The 16,416-nt window shown below is 71.5% G+C and carries 17 protein-coding genes; 10 read left to right on the forward strand and 7 right to left on the reverse strand.

Annotation, left to right across the window (positions count from 1 at the left end):
- The first annotated feature begins 5 nt into the window (after positions 1-5).
- Positions 6-539 (forward strand): DUF4234 domain-containing protein, encoded by a 534-nt coding sequence (locus ACFQQI_RS01125; RefSeq protein ID WP_378556648.1) that lies wholly within the window; start codon positions 6-8, stop codon positions 537-539.
- 49 nt (positions 540-588) lie between these two features.
- Positions 589-2,781 (forward strand): glycoside hydrolase family 15 protein, encoded by a 2,193-nt coding sequence (locus ACFQQI_RS01130; RefSeq protein ID WP_378556650.1) that lies wholly within the window; start codon positions 589-591, stop codon positions 2,779-2,781.
- Here the strand turns inward: ACFQQI_RS01130 and ACFQQI_RS01135 are convergent.
- Positions 2,778-3,380 carry a hypothetical protein gene (locus tag ACFQQI_RS01135; RefSeq protein ID WP_378556652.1) on the reverse strand — a complete coding sequence of 201 codons (603 nt, stop codon included), beginning with the start codon at positions 3,378-3,380 and terminating at the stop codon, positions 2,778-2,780. The genes ACFQQI_RS01130 and ACFQQI_RS01135 overlap by 4 nt on opposite strands.
- A gap of 11 nt (positions 3,381-3,391) precedes the next feature.
- Between ACFQQI_RS01135 and ACFQQI_RS01140 the strand changes: the two genes are divergently transcribed.
- Both ACFQQI_RS01140 and ACFQQI_RS01145 read left to right on the forward strand, forming a co-directional pair.
- On the forward strand, positions 3,392-3,544 hold the full coding sequence (locus tag ACFQQI_RS01140) for a hypothetical protein (protein ID WP_378556654.1): 153 nt from the start codon (positions 3,392-3,394) through the stop codon (positions 3,542-3,544).
- Positions 3,545-3,639: 95 nt separating this feature from the next.
- Positions 3,640-3,783 carry a hypothetical protein gene (locus ACFQQI_RS01145; protein ID WP_378556657.1) on the forward strand — a complete coding sequence of 48 codons (144 nt, stop codon included), beginning with the start codon at positions 3,640-3,642 and terminating at the stop codon, positions 3,781-3,783.
- A gap of 176 nt (positions 3,784-3,959) precedes the next feature.
- On the opposite strand, the gene ACFQQI_RS01150 is transcribed toward ACFQQI_RS01145, so the two are convergent.
- On the reverse strand, positions 3,960-4,253 hold the full coding sequence (locus tag ACFQQI_RS01150) for a contact-dependent growth inhibition system immunity protein (RefSeq protein ID WP_378556660.1): 294 nt from the start codon (positions 4,251-4,253) through the stop codon (positions 3,960-3,962).
- Positions 4,254-4,263: 10 nt separating this feature from the next.
- Positions 4,264-5,640, reverse strand: a complete 1,377-nt coding sequence (locus ACFQQI_RS01155; RefSeq protein WP_378556663.1) for an RNase A-like domain-containing protein — start codon at positions 5,638-5,640, stop codon at positions 4,264-4,266.
- Positions 5,641-5,752: 112 nt separating this feature from the next.
- Here ACFQQI_RS01155 and ACFQQI_RS01160 point away from each other — a divergent pair, with 112 nt between their 5' ends.
- From ACFQQI_RS01160 to ACFQQI_RS01170, 3 genes are all read left to right on the forward strand, one after another.
- Positions 5,753-7,081 carry a hypothetical protein gene (locus ACFQQI_RS01160; RefSeq protein ID WP_378556666.1) on the forward strand — a complete coding sequence of 443 codons (1,329 nt, stop codon included), beginning with the start codon at positions 5,753-5,755 and terminating at the stop codon, positions 7,079-7,081.
- Between the two features lie 62 nt (positions 7,082-7,143).
- Entirely contained in the window at positions 7,144-7,659 is a 516-nt protein-coding gene (locus ACFQQI_RS01165) for a DUF6318 family protein (RefSeq protein ID WP_378556669.1), read from the forward strand.
- 386 nt (positions 7,660-8,045) lie between these two features.
- Complete coding sequence (locus ACFQQI_RS01170) at positions 8,046-8,393, forward strand: hypothetical protein (protein ID WP_378556672.1); 348 nt, start codon at positions 8,046-8,048, stop codon at positions 8,391-8,393.
- Between the two features lie 16 nt (positions 8,394-8,409).
- On the opposite strand, the gene ACFQQI_RS01175 is transcribed toward ACFQQI_RS01170, so the two are convergent.
- From ACFQQI_RS01175 to ACFQQI_RS01190, 4 genes are all read right to left on the reverse strand, one after another.
- Positions 8,410-8,700 (reverse strand): WXG100 family type VII secretion target, encoded by a 291-nt coding sequence (locus ACFQQI_RS01175; RefSeq protein WP_378556675.1) that lies wholly within the window; start codon positions 8,698-8,700, stop codon positions 8,410-8,412.
- Positions 8,700-9,014, reverse strand: a complete 315-nt coding sequence (locus ACFQQI_RS01180; RefSeq protein WP_378556678.1) for a WXG100 family type VII secretion target — start codon at positions 9,012-9,014, stop codon at positions 8,700-8,702. Before ACFQQI_RS01180 ends, ACFQQI_RS01175 begins: the two co-directional genes overlap by 1 nt.
- A 68-nt stretch (positions 9,015-9,082) precedes the next feature.
- Entirely contained in the window at positions 9,083-10,219 is a 1,137-nt protein-coding gene (locus ACFQQI_RS01185) for an acyl-CoA dehydrogenase family protein (protein WP_378556681.1), read from the reverse strand.
- Between the two features lie 10 nt (positions 10,220-10,229).
- Positions 10,230-11,405, reverse strand: a complete 1,176-nt coding sequence (locus ACFQQI_RS01190) for an acyl-CoA dehydrogenase family protein (RefSeq protein WP_378556684.1) — start codon at positions 11,403-11,405, stop codon at positions 10,230-10,232.
- An 83-nt stretch (positions 11,406-11,488) separates the two neighbouring features.
- On the opposite strand from ACFQQI_RS01190, the gene ACFQQI_RS01195 reads away from it, so the two are divergent.
- The 3 genes from ACFQQI_RS01195 to ACFQQI_RS01205 all read left to right on the forward strand — a co-directional run bounded on the left by ACFQQI_RS01195 (position 11,489) and on the right by ACFQQI_RS01205 (position 16,413).
- Positions 11,489-11,998, forward strand: coding sequence for a gluconokinase (locus ACFQQI_RS01195; RefSeq protein WP_378556687.1), 510 nt, complete (start codon positions 11,489-11,491; stop codon positions 11,996-11,998).
- A 3-nt stretch (positions 11,999-12,001) separates the two neighbouring features.
- Positions 12,002-13,357 carry a GntP family permease gene (locus tag ACFQQI_RS01200; protein ID WP_378556690.1) on the forward strand — a complete coding sequence of 452 codons (1,356 nt, stop codon included), beginning with the start codon at positions 12,002-12,004 and terminating at the stop codon, positions 13,355-13,357.
- Positions 13,358-13,506: 149 nt separating this feature from the next.
- A complete protein-coding gene (locus tag ACFQQI_RS01205) occupies positions 13,507-16,413 on the forward strand; it encodes a glycosyl hydrolase (protein ID WP_378556692.1) in 2,907 nt (968 codons plus the stop codon).
- The last annotated feature ends 3 nt before the right edge of the window (positions 16,414-16,416 follow it).

Consider the following 16,416-nt stretch of genomic DNA (forward strand, 5'->3'; position numbering starts at 1 on the left):
ACACCATGACCGAGAGCAACGACCCCACCGCGTCTACGCCCGACCCGACGCCCGAGCAGGCGCCCGAGCAGACGCCCGACCCGGCAGCCGCGCCGCCGCCGTACGCCGCTGCTCCGCCGCCCGCGACGCCGGCGCCCGCCGCACCGATGGCGCCGATGGGCGGGATGCCCGACGGTCCGGTCGGCCAGGTGCGCAGCACCGGCACGTGCATCCTGCTGAGCATCGTCACCCTCGGCTTCTACACCTGGTACTGGTGGTACAAGACCCACGACGAGCTCAAGCGCCACACCGGCGCCGGGCTCGGCGGCGGCGTCGCGCTGATCCTGGCGATCTTCGTCAGCGTCGTGATGCCGTTCTTCACCTCCGACGAGGTGGGCAAGCTCTACGAGCGCAAGGGCCAGCCGAAGCCGGTCACCGCCGTCACCGGCCTGTGGTACCTGCTGCTGGGCTGGTTCTTCCTCGTCGGCGCGATCGTGTGGTTCGTTAAGACCAACCGGGCGCTCAACGACTACTGGCGTTCGCAGGGCGCGCAGGGCTGACCCGGCCGGTTCGCCGTTTCGCCGGGGGGTCCTCGGGTACCCGACCCTCATGGCGATCCGTCTCTCGGGCGGCGTAGCGGCCGTGGCCGCCGCCGCGACCACCCTCGCGCTGCTCCCGATGGCCGCCGGACCCGTTCCGGCGGCCATCGGCACGTCTGCCCCCGAGCGGGGCGCGAAATCGACCTGGACCGAGGCCGACAAGTCCGGCTTCGGCACGTCCCGCACGCGGGGGAGCAACGTGTGGTTCACGCTCCAGCGCGGCCGGGTCAGCGAGGTGTTCTACCCCGACCTGTCGACGCCGAGCGTGCGCGCGCTCGACCTCGTCGTGGTCGGCAAGGGGTTCGTCGACGAGCCCTCGTCGTACGACGTCGAGGTGCGGCGCCCCGACCCGAAGAGCCTGCGCTTCGAGATGACGGGTAGCGGCCATCCCGGGCGGTACGTGGTCACGCAGGAGGTCGTCACCGACCCGCGCCGCGACACCGTCGCGGTGCGGGTGCTCCTCGACTCGCTCGACGGCGGGCAGTACCGGCTGTACGCCGTGCACGACCCCGCCCTCGCCAACGGCGGCAAGGACGACAGTGCCGGCACCGTCGGGAAGGCGCTGACCGCGACCGACGGCACGGTCGCGACGCACCTGGTCTCGCAGCCGGCCTTCGGTCGGGCCGCGAGCGGCCTCGCCGGCACCGCCTCCGACCCCCGGCGTGCGCTGCGCCGGGACGGCAGGCTCGGTGAGACAGCCCGTACAGCCGGGCCGGGCAACGTCGTCCAGGTGGGCCGGATCGCGGGCCGGGCCGACACCGACGACCCGCTCGTGGCGACGCTCGCCCTCGGGCTGGGTGCGACGCCGGGCCGGGCGGCGGACGCGGCCGAGGCGACGCAGGACGTGGACTGGGAGCAGGTGCGGGACGGCTACGACCGGGGCTGGCACCGCTACCTCGCCTCGCTGAAGGACGTGCCGGCCAGCGCGACCGGCGTGCGCGACCAGTACCTCGCCTCCGCGCTCGTGCTCGCCGCCGCCGAGGACAAGCAGCACCCCGGCGCGATCATCGCCTCGCCGTCGGCGCCCTGGGTGTGGGGCAACGAGGTGAAGGACCTGTCGTCGCCGTCCGGCGCCTACCACCTGGTGTGGTCGCGCGACCTGTACCAGTTCGCCACCGCCCTCTGGGCGATGGGCGACCGGGCCGCCGCGCGGCGGGCGGTCGACTGGCTCTTCGGCGCGCAGCAGAACCGGGACGGGTCGTTCCCGCAGAACTCGGACGTCAGCGGCGCACCTGTCTGGGAGTCGCTGCAGCTCGACGAGGTCGCGCTGCCGATCGTGCTCGCCCACCTGACCGGCAAGCGCGACCGGGCGACGTGGCGCGGGGTGCGGAAGGCGGCGGAGTTCCTCGTGACGTTCACCGACCACGACTCGGGCCGGCGCGCGCCGTACTCGACGCAGGAGCGCTGGGAGAACCAGTCGGGCTACTCGCCGAACTCGATGGCGACCCAGATCGCCGGTCTGGTCGCCGCAGCCGACTTCGCGCGCGCTCGGGGCGAGCGCGACCTCGCGAAGCGGTGGCTGCGGTTCGCCGACCGGTGGGAGCGTCGGGTCAAGGCCCGCACGGTGACGCGGAACGGTCCGCTGTCGGAGTCGCCGTACTTCCTGCGGCTGACCAAGGACGGCCGGCCCGACCGCGGCACGACGTACGAGATGGGCGACGGCGGCCCGAGGTCGATCGACCAGCGGCGCGTCGTCGACGCGGGGTTCGTCGAGCTGGTGCGGCTGGGCATCCTGCCGGCGACCGACCCGGCGGTGGTCAACTCGCTGGCGGTCGTCGACGAGCAGCTGAAGGTGGACACGCCGAACGGGCCGTTCTGGCATCGCTTCACGCGCGACGGGTACGGCGAGACCCGCGCCGGCGGCGAATGGGTGATCACCGATCCGGGCACCGGACGGACGCTGGGCCGAGGCTGGCCGATCCTGACCGGTGAGCGCGGTGAGTACGCCGTCGCCGCGGGCGAGGACGCCACGCCGTACCTCGACGCCATGGCGGCCGCCGCCGGCGAGAGCGACATGATCTCGGAGCAGGTCTGGGACGGCCGGGCGCCGACGGGTCGCGCCTGCTGCCCCGCGGGGGAGGGCACCAGGGCGGCGACTCCGTTGGTGTGGTCGCACGCGCAGCTTGTGCGGCTCGCGTGGGCGATCCAGTCCGAGCGGATCGTGGACCAGCCGCGGGTCGTCGCTCGGCGGTACCTGGACTAGACCTCGACCGCGATCTCGCCGCCCAGGCGGGCGCCGTGCCGGAGCTCGAGGTCGTCGCCGGACCAGAAGCGACCGGGGTCGTAGAAGTTGGTGGGCCGGTCGTCGCCGAGCAGCCCCATGGCGGCGTACGTCGCGGCCACGACCTCGGCGCAGTAGGTGAGCTCGGCGCCGGCGGGGCGGCGTACCCGACCGCGCGCCCAGCGACCCACCAGCTTGGCGGTGGACGGGAACGGCGTGCCGTCGAGCCGCGCGATCGTCTGCAGCACCGCGTCCTCCATCTCGGGGGTGACTGTCGCGTCGAGCTGGCGGAGCCAGGCCTGCTGGCCGTAGCGGCCGGTCCACTGGACGACCGCCTCGCGCAGGTCGTGGAGCTGGACGCCGCGGTGGTGGCTGCCGGTCCAGACGTCGCGAAGGCCCTTGCCGAGCTCGGCGTGCCACATCAGCGGCGGCAGGTCGTCGAGCACCACCGCCATCCCGACGTGGTTGACGGGCGCGTTGGTGACGACGCGGATAGCGTGGTCGGCGACGGAGCGGCCGCGGAAGAGCCACAGGTCGCCGGTGCGGGTGACGTCGACCGCCTGGTCGAGGGTCAAGGTCATGGAGGTTCCTCGTGAAGCTGTGGAAGGTGCTCGGTCTGGCCGGTCTGGCCGGTGTCGCTGCCTCGGGGGTCATCATCGCGCGCGACCAGCGCCAACGAGCGCAGCTCACGCCGGAGCAGGTGCGCGACCGGCTGCACGAACGGATGGCCCCGCCCGAGTCCTGACCGTCCTCCAAGTCGACTCCAAGCCACCTTCAAGAGCGCGCCCGCAGGATGGGCGTGCTCGCCAGGGTGGCGGGCGTTGACCGAGAGGAACCGTCATGAGGACCGGACAGCGAGTTCGCCACCAGGCGTGGCGCGCCATGTCGACCCAGGACAAGCACCAGCGGCTGTCGGCCATGCGCCAGCAGCAGCAGCGACAGGTGGAGTTCGAGATGCTCCGGCTGCAGGCGCAGGTCCGGTGACCCGTCACTCATCGGGTCCGGGACGTCGTACGAACGGGTCGGCCGCACGGCCCGCTGGTACGACGTCCCGGGCCCGATGCTTCCTGGCCCACCGGCCGCCGTGCGGTCGGTTCCCCCGTTGCCGCCCGCACGGCGCCCCGTGGGTCAGGGTGTGTCGTGGCTGAGCGGCGCCGGGATCAGGTTGCCGGTGTACGGACGCGGTCCGCGATCTCGGTCAACCACTCGCGGAACGTGCCACCGCTCGCGTCGGCCAGGTAGTAGGCGCCCAGCTCTCGGATCACGTAGTCCTTGAGCTCCGGTTCAGTCGACTTGTCGGTGAGCGTGCTCTCGACCTCGTCAGGTAGCGCACGTGCGAGTTCCGGTTCGTGCGACACGAAGAGATCGACGACGTCCCAGACCGTTCCGTCGTCCTTCCAGTCCTGATGGAAGTACGCGCCCATCAACTGTTCAAGCGCGGGTCGCTCGCTCATGGAACACACCCTACGGCTGCGGGAACGCGGTCTTGATCGTGAATCCCGACGGCATGGTCGGATCTCGCTGCAACACCACTCGAATCCCCTCCACATCGGAGACGATGCCGTCTCGCGCTGCGCTACGGCCGGCAATGCCAGGTCCCCAATCGTTCAGGATCAGTCGCCGCCGGCTCCCAGCGAGCCACGCCTCAACGTCGGCGGACCGGCGCGCGAGCTCTTCGCTCACCATGCGTTCAGCAGTTGCCTGATCGGCAAACGAGGACGACATCGGGATCTCGGGCTCGTCTTGCAGTCGTTTGAGGAGTTGCTCATCGGACTTGCCGACGTGCTTCTTCAACGTGTGCCCTCGCGTCGGTCCCTCGTGTGCAGAGAGGGAGAGTGACGCGCGGCGCGGTCGTCCGCCTGCCTCCATGAGCATGACGCGGGCGCGGGCGATCTTCTGTGCGTGGGCGCCGATGTCGCCGGCGGTGGTGGCGATGGGGCGGGTCTGTGCGGCGGTGGCGGTGGTGGTGGCGCGGAGGGTGTCGAGGATGGTGCGGGCCTTGGTGCTGGCGGTGGCGAGCTTGGCGGCGCCGGCTCCGCCGGCGAGTCCGGCGGCGGTGCCGCCGGAGAGGAAGGTGAGGCCGCCGGCGATGAGGGCGCCGGCGGCGAGCTCGGTGGCGAGGTCCTCGAGGAGCTCGACGAGCTGGTGGCGGCGTTGGTCGACGGCGTCGGCGTACTCGGTGCACGCGGTGGCGAGGTCGCCGAGCTGGGCGGCGAGGTCGGAGGTGCGGTCGCGGAGGTCGGCGAGCACGCCGAGGGCGAGCGGGATCTCCGGGGAGCGTTCGTCGACGAGCGCGTAGCCGGCGGAGTCGCAGTGGGTGCCGAGCAGGTCCAGCGCCTCGGCGGTGGCGGTCCAGGTGCCGGCAGCGGCCCGGACCCGGTCGGTGTCGGCGTTGGGCCAGAACACGTCCTGGAGGAAGTTCAGCACGAGCCCGGCCGGGCCACCCGGCGGCTCGGTCTGTGCGCCCAGGGAGGAGGGTGGGTCGGGGACCCGCACCCAATGGCACTGGTCCACCGCGGTCAGCGCCGCCACATGCGTGGTGGTCCAGCCGGGGAGGACCGAGGTGGCCTCGGCGTGCGCGTGGTTGGCCAGGGACGCCTCGACCAGTCCGGCCAGGGCCGCGAACGCCCCCACCAGCGACCCGACCGCCGCCACCGACCCGGCCGCGGCGTCGTCGTAGGAGGTGGCGAACTCGGTCGCGGTGGAGTCGTCCCCAGCCATCCCCGCGTACGGGGCCAGCCGGTCGGAGAGGCCCATCACGGTCTGCGCGGCCAGCTGGTTGCCGCCCACCAGCGCCTCGACCGCCGTGGCGTGCGCCTGCTCGGTGACCGCGATCCTCATGCCACGGAGCATCCCCGAGCCACCGGGCCGGCGGCAGCACCGTTCGGCGATCTGTGGATAACCGACGCACACCAACCTTGTGATACGAACATGTGTTCGATATCATGTGTACATGTCGGTGGTGCAGCGTCTGGACGCGATGAGCGAGGAGCAGCTCCTCGATGCCGCGACCGACTGCGCGGCCGTCATCCGGGACGCCGAGACCGAGCTGATCCGGGTCGCCTACCAGTGGGCGGTGCTGCACTCCCCGGACCGGCTCGACCCCGCCGAGGCCGGCAGGCCGGGTCGCGAGAGGGCCCGGAGGTTCGGTGGTGCGGGGACGCCGGAGGTGGCCGAGTTCGCCGCCGCGGAGCTCGGCGCCCGGATCGGGCGGTCCCCGTATGCGGCGCGGCAGCTGATGGCCGACGCCCTGCGCCACCGCCACCCCCAGCTCTGGACCCGGGTGCTGGCCGGTGAAGTCCGGGCGTCCTACGCGCGGCACGTGTGCGCGAAGACCCGCGACCTCACCGAAACCGAAGCCGCTTTCGTGGATGCCGCCGTGGTGGAGTCCGCGGACGGGCGGATCCCGTGGTCCCGGTTCGAGGTCCTGGTCGAGGCGAAGGTCGCCCAGGCCGACCCCGACACCGCCCGGGAGCGCGAGGAACGCGCCGCGCAGGCCCGGTTCGCGCGGAGGCTGCACGGCGAGGCCCACGGCATGGCCTCGTTCCTGGTTCGCGCCGACGCCGCCACCATCGCCACCCTCGAGGCCACCACCGCCGCCGGCGCAGCACGCCTCAAGCCGGTGTTCCCGGACGCCACCGACGACGAACGCCGCGTGCTGACCGTCCTGCACCTCATGACCGGACACGACCTCCCCACCTCGTCTGGCGAGGTGGACCTGGCGGACCTGCTCCCCACCGTCACGCTCTTCGTGCACCTGTACGCCGGCAGCCCCGGCCAGCCCGACGGTGAGGGGATCGCCCGGATCGAGGGCCACGGCCCGGTGACCGAGGACTGGGTCCGGACCGTGCTCGGCCCGCAGGCTCGGTTCAAGATCCAGCCCGTACTGGACCTCGCCGGCCAGGCCCCGGTCGATGCGTACGAGATCCCGGACCGACATAGACAGGCCGTGCACCTGATGACGCCGGCCGACACCTTCCCCTACGCCACCTGCACCACGAGACAGATGCAGGTCGACCACACCGTCCCCTTCGACGCCGGCGGTGCCACCGGGGTGGGCAACTACGGCCCCATGACCACCGCGCATCACCGGATCAAGACCCACGCCCCGGGCTGGCAAGTGCAGCAACCCTTCCCCGGCATCTACCTCTGGCGCGACCCCCACGGCGCCCACTACGTCGTGGACCACACCGGCACCCGCCGCCTCCCCCGGCCCAACCCCGCCTCCCGCCTCGAGGTCGAGTTCACCAACTTCCTCATCAACCTCGACCTCGCCGCCTGAGTTCTCCACAGGATCCGGCGACGCGGTTTCGCGGAATCCGCGGTCGGGGAATGATCGGCGCCGTGAGCCGTACCTGGGCGGTCGTCGCCATCCTCGTGTCGACGCTCTGCCTGGCCGCGTGCTCCGACGACGACCCCGAACCCCAGTTCGCGCCGCCCTCGTCCTCGTCCGAGGCCCCCTCGTCGCCGACCACCACCGAGGCCGCCGAGTTCGACAACCCCGAAGACGTTGTCCGGGCATGGGTGGAAGCCCGCAATGCGGCTCTCAGCACGGGCGACACATCCGACCTAAGAGCTCTCACAGCGAACGGATGCCAGGGCTGTTCGCCCTTTATCGAGTCGATTGAGAACGTCTACGAGGAGGGCGGGCATCTTGAAACGGCCGGATGGACAGTGGTCGCTGCCAAAGTGCGGACCAACTCGAGGCAGATACGGGTCGATGCCGGGGTGAAGATCGCTGGTGGCAGGTCCTATGCCTCAGCGGGCGCAGAGCCGATTCGCTTCAGCGCAGACAACGTGATGATGACGTTCGCCGTGTCGACTGGCATGAAGGTCAGTCTGGTGGCATTCGTCGAATGACTACTCGGATCGCGATCCTGTTCGCGCTGCTCGCCAGTTGGCTCTCAGTTTCATCGGGCCCTGCGTTCGCGGAGTGCTCCCTCGTCGAAGAGGAGCAGATGGTCGAAGCGGAGGTCAGGATCGTCATGGTCGAGCGCTGTACACCGGATGTCGAACACACCTCTTATGTCGACCACTCGCCCGTTGTGCCACCCCGCGATTCCGACTGGGATGCGGCATGCGTCCGAACCGCTCTCGCCACTGACCTTGACCCGGCCGTCTTTTGTGACATCCCTGCTGGAGAAGCCCCACCTGATGTGACACCCGGGTTGGTCAGCCGGGCTCTCGCGCGCGTCCCGCTACCCGAAGCCAACCTGGTCATCCAGCCCCCGAACGGCCGCACCCTGGTGAACTTCGAGACGAACTTCTACACCGACCAGGGCGAGCTCGAGCGCAGCGTGACCCTGCTCGGCCGCCAGGTGGACCTGCGGATCTGGCCGGCGGGCTTCCGGTGGCGGTTCGGGGACGGCGAGGTGCTGGACTCGACCTCGCCGGGCGCGCCGTACCCGGACCTGGAGATCACCCACTCCTACCGCGACAAGGGAGCCGTGGCACCGAGCGTGGACGTCACCTACGCCGCGGAGTTCCGCGTCGACGGAGGCCCGTGGCAGGACGTGCCCGGCACCGCGACGATCACGGGCAGCCCACAGTCGCTGCGCGTGGTGACCGCGCGACCCGTGCTGGTCGGGGGCTGAGAAGCGCGGGCGTGTCTCACGCCAGCTGCTGCCACATCAGCAGGTTGGTGTCGACGGCCGCGTGGTAGTTGCCGTCGGCGACCGTGCCGGCGGCTCGCATCGCGGCCAAGCCCTCGCACATCGACTGGAAGCCCGACTCCCACGCCGCCTGCGCGGCCGCCTGGGCGTCGGCGGCGTCGCCGGTCCAGGTCGCCTGGAGCGCGCCGACCTGGGCGGCCGCCTCGGCGAGCCGCGCGTCGAGCGCCTCGCCGCACTGCTTCATCGCGACGAGCGTCTCGGCCAGGAGGTCCAGGTCGACCGCGAACATCAGCCCAGCCTCGACGCGAGCAGGGTCACCGACGATTCCGCCTTCTGGTCGGTCTCGACGAGGTCGACATCCGCCGCGCGCAGCAGCGCCGACATCGTCTCGAGCGCCGCCAGCACCTGGTCGGCGCCCTCGCGCCAGGTCGCCCAGCCCTCGGCGTACGCCGAGGCGGCGGTGCCGCGCCAGCCGCCGTCGAGCAGCGTCTCGACCCGGTGGTGGACCCGGTCGCGGTCGGTGCGAAGGCGCCCGGCCGTCGCGTCGACGCCGGCGCAGGTGGCCAGGAACGTGTCGTGGCTGGCAGTGATCCCGAGACCCATGGAAAGCAGCATCCCCGGGCCCAGGGCCCGGGGACACCACCGTTCGTCGATCTGTGGACAACCCCGCGTCAGGGGAGCGGATCCACCTCGTCGTACGCCGCGACGCCCGCCGCGAGCAGGCCGAGGTGGTGGTTGCCGTCGCCGAGCAGGTGGTCGAGCGCGGTGAGGTGGCTGGTGTAGCTGCCGATGCTGTACTCGGCGGTCATGCCGATGCCGCCGTGGAGCTGGATCGCCTCCTGGCCGATGTGCCGACCCGCACGGCTGACGCCGAGCGACGCGCGACTCGCGGCGTTCGAGACATCGAGGCCGGCGTCCAGCACCATCGACGCCCACAGCGCCAGGCTGCGCGCCTCCTCGAGCGACACGTACATGTCTGCCGCGCGGAAGGTCAGCGACTGGAACGTGTTGAGGGTGACGCCGAACTGCTTGCGGCTCTTGAGGTACTCCGACGTCGTGTGCAGCGCGACCTCCATCGCGCCGACAGCCTCGTTGCAGGCGGCCACGCGGGCGATGTCGAGGACCCGCGCGATGACCTCGGTGCGGTCGTCGGCGGAGCCGAGCGGTGTCGCCGGCGTGCCGTCGAAGGTGACCTTGGCGGCCCGGCCGCCGTCGTGGGTGGCGTAGCCGTCGCGGGTCAGGCCGGACGCGTCCGGCGTGACGACGAACAGCCCGGTGCCGCCCGTGGGCAGCGCGGCGGAGACGACGAGCACGTCGGCGCGGGCGCCGTGGGGGACCGGCTCCTTCACGCCACTCAGCGTCCAGGCGTCTCCGGACGACTCCGCGGTCACGGAGGACGCGGTCGCCTGCCAGCGCGAGCCCGGCTCAGCGTGCGCGAAGGTCGGCACGCTCTCACCGGACGACAGCGCGCCCAGCAGCTCGCCCTTCTGCTCGTCGGAGCCGGCGGCGGCGACCAGGCCACCGGCCAGCACCACCGAGGTCAGGAACGGCTCCGGCGCCAGCACTCGGCCGAGCTCCTGCGCCACGATGCCCACCTCGACGGCGCCGGCGCCCATGCCGCCGTGCTGCTCGTCGAAGGGCAGCCCGAGGATGCCCATCTCGGCGAGCTGGGTCCAGAGCTTCTCGCTGAAGCCCGGCTCCTCGGCGACCGTCTGGCGACGGCTCTCGAAGTCGGCGTACGCCTTGCCGACCAGGCCGCGCACGGCCTCGCGCAGCGCCTGCTGCTCCTCGTCGTAGTTGAAGTCCATCTCGTCCCCCTCAGAGACCCAGGATCGTGCGGGCGATGATCTGGCGCTGCACCTCGTTGGAGCCGCCGTAGATCGAGGCCTTGCGGAAGTTGAGGTACGTCGGCGTCGCGCGCCGGGTCCACCACGGCAGGTCGGAGTCGTCCCCGGCGCCGCTGGCCAGCGAGGCTGGTCCGGCGATGTCGACGATGAGCTCGGTGACGGCCTGCTGGAGCTCGGTGCCGCGGAGCTTGAGCACCGACGACGCCGGGTGCGGCTTGCCGTCGGCCGAGTGGGCGACGACCCGCAGGGCGGTCAGCTCGAGGGCGAGCAGCTCGTTCTCGAGCTCGGCGATGCGGGTCGAGACCAGCGGGTCGTCGAGCAGCGTCGTGCCCTCGCCCGTCGAGACCGTCGCGGCCCACTCCTTGGCCTGGGACAGGTTGCGCTTCGTCGCGCCGACCGGGGCGACTCCGACGCGCTCGTTGCCGAGCAGGAACTTGGCGTAGTCCCAGGCGCGGTCCTCCTCGCCGACGAGGTTCTCGGCCGGCACGCGCACGTCGGTGAACCACACCTCGTTGACCTCGTATCCGCCGTCAATGAGCTCGATCGGGCGCACCTCGACGCCGGGGGAGGTCATGTCGATCAGGAGCATGGAGATGCCGGCCTGCTTCTTCACCTCCGGGTTGGTGCGGACGAGCGTGAAGATCCAGTCGCCGTACTGACCCAGGGTGGTCCACGTCTTCTGGCCGTTGACGACGTACTCGTCGCCGTCGCGGACCGCCCGGGTCTTCAGCGAGGCGAGGTCGGAGCCGGCGTCGGGCTCGGAGAAGCCCTGCGACCACCAGATGTCGAGGTTGGCGGTCTTCGCGAGGAAGCGCTCCTTCATCTCCGGCGAGCCGAACTGCGCGATCACCGGGCCGATCATCGAGGCGTTGAACGCCAGCGGCTGCGGGACGAACGCGCGCTGCATCTCCTCGTGCCAGATGTGCCGGCGCAGCGGGCTCCAGTCCTGGCCACCCCACTCGACCGGCCAGTTCGGCACCGCGAGGCCGGCCGCGTTGAGGATCTGCATGCTCTCGACGTACTGCTCGCGGGTGAGCTCGCGCCGCTCGGCGACGGTGTCGCGTGTCTCCTGCGGGATCTTCGTCGTGAAGAACTCCCGCATCTGGTCGCGGAACTCGGCGTCCTCGGTCGACAGCGCCAGCTGCATCGGTGCACCTCCTGGGTCGTGCCCATCATGCCGCACCGAGAAAGCGACCGCTCAGTAGGTTCACGGCGGACTAGCGTGACGCCATGCGTCCCCTGGTGGTCATGGGTGTCTCGGGCTCGGGCAAGTCGACGGTCGGCGCCGCGCTGGCGCAACGGCTGCGGGTGCCCTTCGAGGACGCCGACGACCTGCACCCGTCGGCGAACATCGCGAAGATGCGGCGCGGCGAGGCCCTCGACGACGACGATCGGTACCCCTGGCTCGAGCTCGTCGGCGAGTGGCTGGCGGTCCACGAGGACGGCGCCGTGATGGGCTGCTCGGCCCTGAAGCGGAAGTACCGCGACCAGATCCGCGGCCTCGCCCCGAACGTGCGGTTCCTCCTCCTGCACGGCACCCCGGAGGTGATCGCCGCCCGGCAGGCGAGCCGGCCCGGGCACTTCATGCCGGCCTCGCTGCTCGCCTCTCAGTTCGCGACGCTCGAGCCTCTGGCGCCCGACGAGGACGGTGTCGTCATCGACGTCGATCAAAGTGTTGACGCGATCGTGCAGGGGTACGTGGACCTCGAACGTGCGGAGGACGATCTCGGGAAGGACTGACGCATGGACGTCGTCGAGCCGGTGGCTGCCGGCTGGCATCTGGTTCTGGCTGCGCTGCTGGGGATCGCGCTGCTGGTCATCCTGATCACGGTCCTGAAGGTCCATCCCTTCATCGCGCTGATCCTCGGCGCGCTCACCGTCGGCATCGTGGACGGGCAGGACGTCAGCACGGTCCTCGCGTCGTTCACGACCGGGTTCGGTACGACGGCCGCCGGCGTCGGCGCGCTGATCGCGCTCGGCGCGATGTTCGCCAAGCTGCTCGCCGACTCCGGCGGTGCGGACCAGGTGGTCGACACCATCGTCGGCCGGTCGTCGCGGGTGATGCTGCCGTGGTCGATGGCGCTGGTCGGCGCGATCATCGGCCTGCCGATGTTCTTCGAGATCGGCCTGGTCCTGCTGATGCCGGTGATCTACCTCGTCGCCCGGCGGGCCCAGGTCTCCCTGATCACCGTCGGCATCCCCGCCCTCGCCGGCCTGTCGGCGATGCACGGCTTCGTGCCGCCGCACCCCGGCCCGGTGACCGCGATCGACCTGCTCGGTGCCAACCTCGGCATCACCCTGGGCCTCGGCATCCTGGTGGCGATCCCGACGATCGTCGTGGCCGGCCCGCTGTTCGGCGCCGTCGCCGGACGCTGGGTCGACGTCGAGCCGCCGCACACCTGGGACACCCAGGAGCGCGAGGGCATCGAGCGTCCTTCGTTCGGCGTCACCATCGCGACCATCCTGCTGCCGGTCGTCCTGATGCTCGGCAAGGCGATCCTCGACATCGTCATCAACGACGAGACGAACATCGTCCAGCGCGTCGGCGACGTGATCGGCAACCCGCTGATCGCGCTCCTCATCGCCGTGCTGGTCGCGATGTTCACGTTCGGCACCGGCGTCGGGATGGACAAGAACAAGCTGTCGGAGACCATCGCCGCGTCCCTCCCGCCGATCGCGGGCATCCTGCTCATCGTCTCGGCGGGCGGCGGGTTCAAGCAGGTGCTGGTCGACAGCGGCATCGGGACGGTCCTCGCCGACTGGGCCAAGGACGCGAACATCTCGGTGCTGCTGCTCGCCTGGGTGCTGGCGGTCCTGATCCGGCTGGCGACCGGCTCGGCCACGGTCGCGACGATCACGGCTTCGTCCCTGATGACCTCGCTCGTCACTGGCATGTCGACCGGTGAGGTGTCGCTGGTCGTGCTCGCCGTCGGCGCCGGGTCGCTGTTCTTCTCCCACGTCAACGATGCGGGCTTCTGGCTGGTCAAGGAGTACTTCGGCATGACCGTCGGTCAGACCGTGAAGACCTGGTCGATCATGGAGACGGTGCTGTCGGTGACCGGCCTGGTCGTGGTGCTGATCCTCGGGATCTTCATCTAGCGATCCCGCCCGGCGTACCGCGCCCGGCTGCCGCGTCCGCGTTCGGAATAAAACGTTTCAACGCATGGATCCACGGGCACGTGTGTGACTGCCGCCACGGGCGGCGCAACGTTTCACAACTGCAGACCCACTCGGGAAGGGAATTGCACGTGCTTCGTCGACGTACGTTCGTCCAGGGCTCGGCCGCCGCGGCCGCCGCCTCCGCCAGCCTCGCCTCGGGGAGAGCTGCGTCAGCAGAACCGGGCGCGAGCCGAAGCCCGGACGGCGCCGCGCTGCGCTGGCCCCGGTTCACCGCGGAGACCCGCCCCTGGGTCCGGTGGTGGTGGCTGGGCAGCGCGGTGACCGGTGCCGGGTTGACCAGGCACCTTCTGCAGCTGCACCAGGCCGGCCTCGGCGGTGTCGAGGTCCAGCCGATCTACGAGGCGCAGGGCTACGAGGACCGCGACCTCGAGTTCCTCTCCGCGGAGTGGGTCTCGGCGCTCGACCACACGACGAGGCAGGCGACGCGGCTCGGCATGCAGGTCGACCTCACCAGCGGCTCCGGATGGACGATGGGTGGTCCGTGGATCACCCCGGAGCACTCGGCCGGGAAGGCGCTCGTCGCGCGCTGGCAGCTCGTCGAGGGTCAGCGGCTGGAGGAGCCGGTGCGGACCGAGCAGCCGGCCCATCCGGGCCTGGTCGACGAGGAGAAGCTCTCGCGCCCGGACCTGAGGCCGCCGATGGACGCGCTGCCCGAGCCCCCGCTGAGCGCGCTCGTCGCCCGCGAGGCGAGCACCGGCGAGACCGTCGTCCTCACCGACAGGGTCGGCGCCGACGGCCGGCTCGACTGGACGGCTCCGGCCGGCCGCTGGGAGCTGACCGGCGTCTTCGCCGGATTGGCGCTCAAGCGCGTCGAGCGGGCCGGCCCGGGCGGCAAGGGCCTGATGTCGGACTACACCGGCGGCACCGGCGTCCGGCCCCACCTCGACCGGCTCGACGCGGCGCTGGGCTCGGGCGCGCACGGGCTGCGCGCGTCGTTCCACGACTCCTACGAGCTCGAGGCGACCGACTGGCACCGGACCTTCCTCGCCGACTTCGAGCGGCTGCGCGGGTACGACGTCGCGCCGTACCTCCCCGACGTGTTCGCGGCCGGCGAGGTCGGTGCCACGGCGCTGCGGGTCATGGCCGACGTGCGCCAGACCTTCTCCGAGCTCTTCGTCGAGCGGTTCGCGAAGCCGTGGGACCAGTGGAGCAAGGGCCACGGTTGGCTCACCCGGAACCAGGCGCACGGGTCGCCGGCCAACCTGCTCGATGTCTACGGCGCGAGCGACATCCCGGAGACCGAATACACCGGCGCCGAGATCGTGCCCATCCCTGGCCTGCGCCAGGGTCTCGGCGCGGCCGCGCCGCCGGTATCGCTCGTGTGGCGGATGGCGTCGTCGCCGGCGCACCTGAAGGGCACCACGCTCGTCAGCGCGGAGACCATCACCTGGCGCGACGAGCACTACCACGTGTCGCTCTCGCAGGCGAAGCCCGCCGTGGACCTGCTCTTCTCGGCCGGCATCAACCACGTCCTCTTCCACGGCTCGACGTACTCGCCGGACGACGTCGCCTGGCCGGGGTTCTCCTTCTATGCGTCGACCGAGGTCAACCCCGCGAACACGCTGTGGCGTGACCTGCCCGAGCTGAACTCCTACATCACCCGCTGCCAGTCGGTCCTCCAGGACGGCGAGCACGGCAACGACGTCCTGGTCTACTGGCCGCAGGCCGACCTCTGGTCGCGCCCGTCGGGCGGCCTCACCGGGGACGAGCGCGAGCTCACCCCCGACTACGCCTGGCGCGGCACCGGGTGGATGTACGGGGACCCGGAGTCGCCCGGGGCCGTCGTCGACCCCATCGAGAAGCGCGGCTGGCAGTTCGACTGGGCGTCGGATGCACAGCTGCAGGAGTTCTCCGGGCGGCGCGGCGGGCTCGACAACGGGCGCAGCCGTTACGCCGTCGTCGTGGTGCCCCGGGCCCAGCGTGTGCCGCTCGAGACCATGCAGAAGCTGCGCGACCTCGCCTCCGGCGGTGCCACCGTCGTCTTCGTCGACGCGCTGCCGACGGACGTGCCGGGGTACGGCGACCTCGACGCACGTCGGCACCGGTTCGGCCGGCTGCGCGACGCGATGACCGCCCGCCCGGTCGCCGGCCGCGCCGGCTGGCACCGGGTCGGGAAGGGCCACGTGGTCGTCGCCGCCCAGGGCGCGGTACTCGACGCTGCCCTCTCGGAGGCGGGGGCCGTGCGCGAGCCTCTCGCCGATGCCGGACTGCGAGTGCTGCGCCGGCGGCACCGGCACGGGTGGCACTACTTCGTCGCCAACGTCGGGGCCGACACGGTCTCCGGCTGGCAGCAGCTCGGCGTCGACGCGCGGTCCGTCGGCCTCCTCGACCCGCTCCGCGACACCAGCGGACGGGCGGAGCAGCGGGAATCGGGCAGTGGCACGCAGGTCCGGCTGCACCTCGAGCCGGGACAGAGCGTCATCCTGCGCACGTTCGACCGGCGCCGGATCTCCGGCCGTGGTGCCGACCTTGCGATCGCGGGTGCGCGCGCCCTGTCCATCGATGGTCCCTGGGACCTCCGGTTCCTCGAGGGCGGGCCCGAGCTGCCTGGCGCCCGGACGATCGACACGCTGGTCTCGTGGACCGAGCTCGGCGAGGCCGAGGCGGCGTTCTCGGGCACCGCGCTCTACCGGACGACGTTCGAGCTCGACGCCGACGCGGCGCAGCGTGACTGGTTGCTCGACCTCGGGCAGCTGTGCGAGAGCGCCCGCGTGCGCGTCAACGGTGAGGATGTCGGGACGGCATGGGCGATTCCGTACCGCGTCCGCGTCGGTGACGCGATTCGTCCTGGCGCCAACGTGCTCGAGCTCGAGGTCACGAACCTCGCGGCCAACCGGTTCCGCGCGCTGGCGCTGCGCGGCGAGCTCGAGCTGCCGCACTTCATGAGCTGGCGGTCGCGCGCGGAGCCCCAGGACTGGGATGTCATGCCCTCGGGCGCGCTCGGACCGGTGCGTCTGGTGGAGTCGCAGGGCTGAGTG

This window comes from Nocardioides sp. GCM10030259, from assembly GCF_042666375.1.
Lineage (GTDB): Bacteria > Actinomycetota > Actinomycetes > Propionibacteriales > Nocardioidaceae > Nocardioides.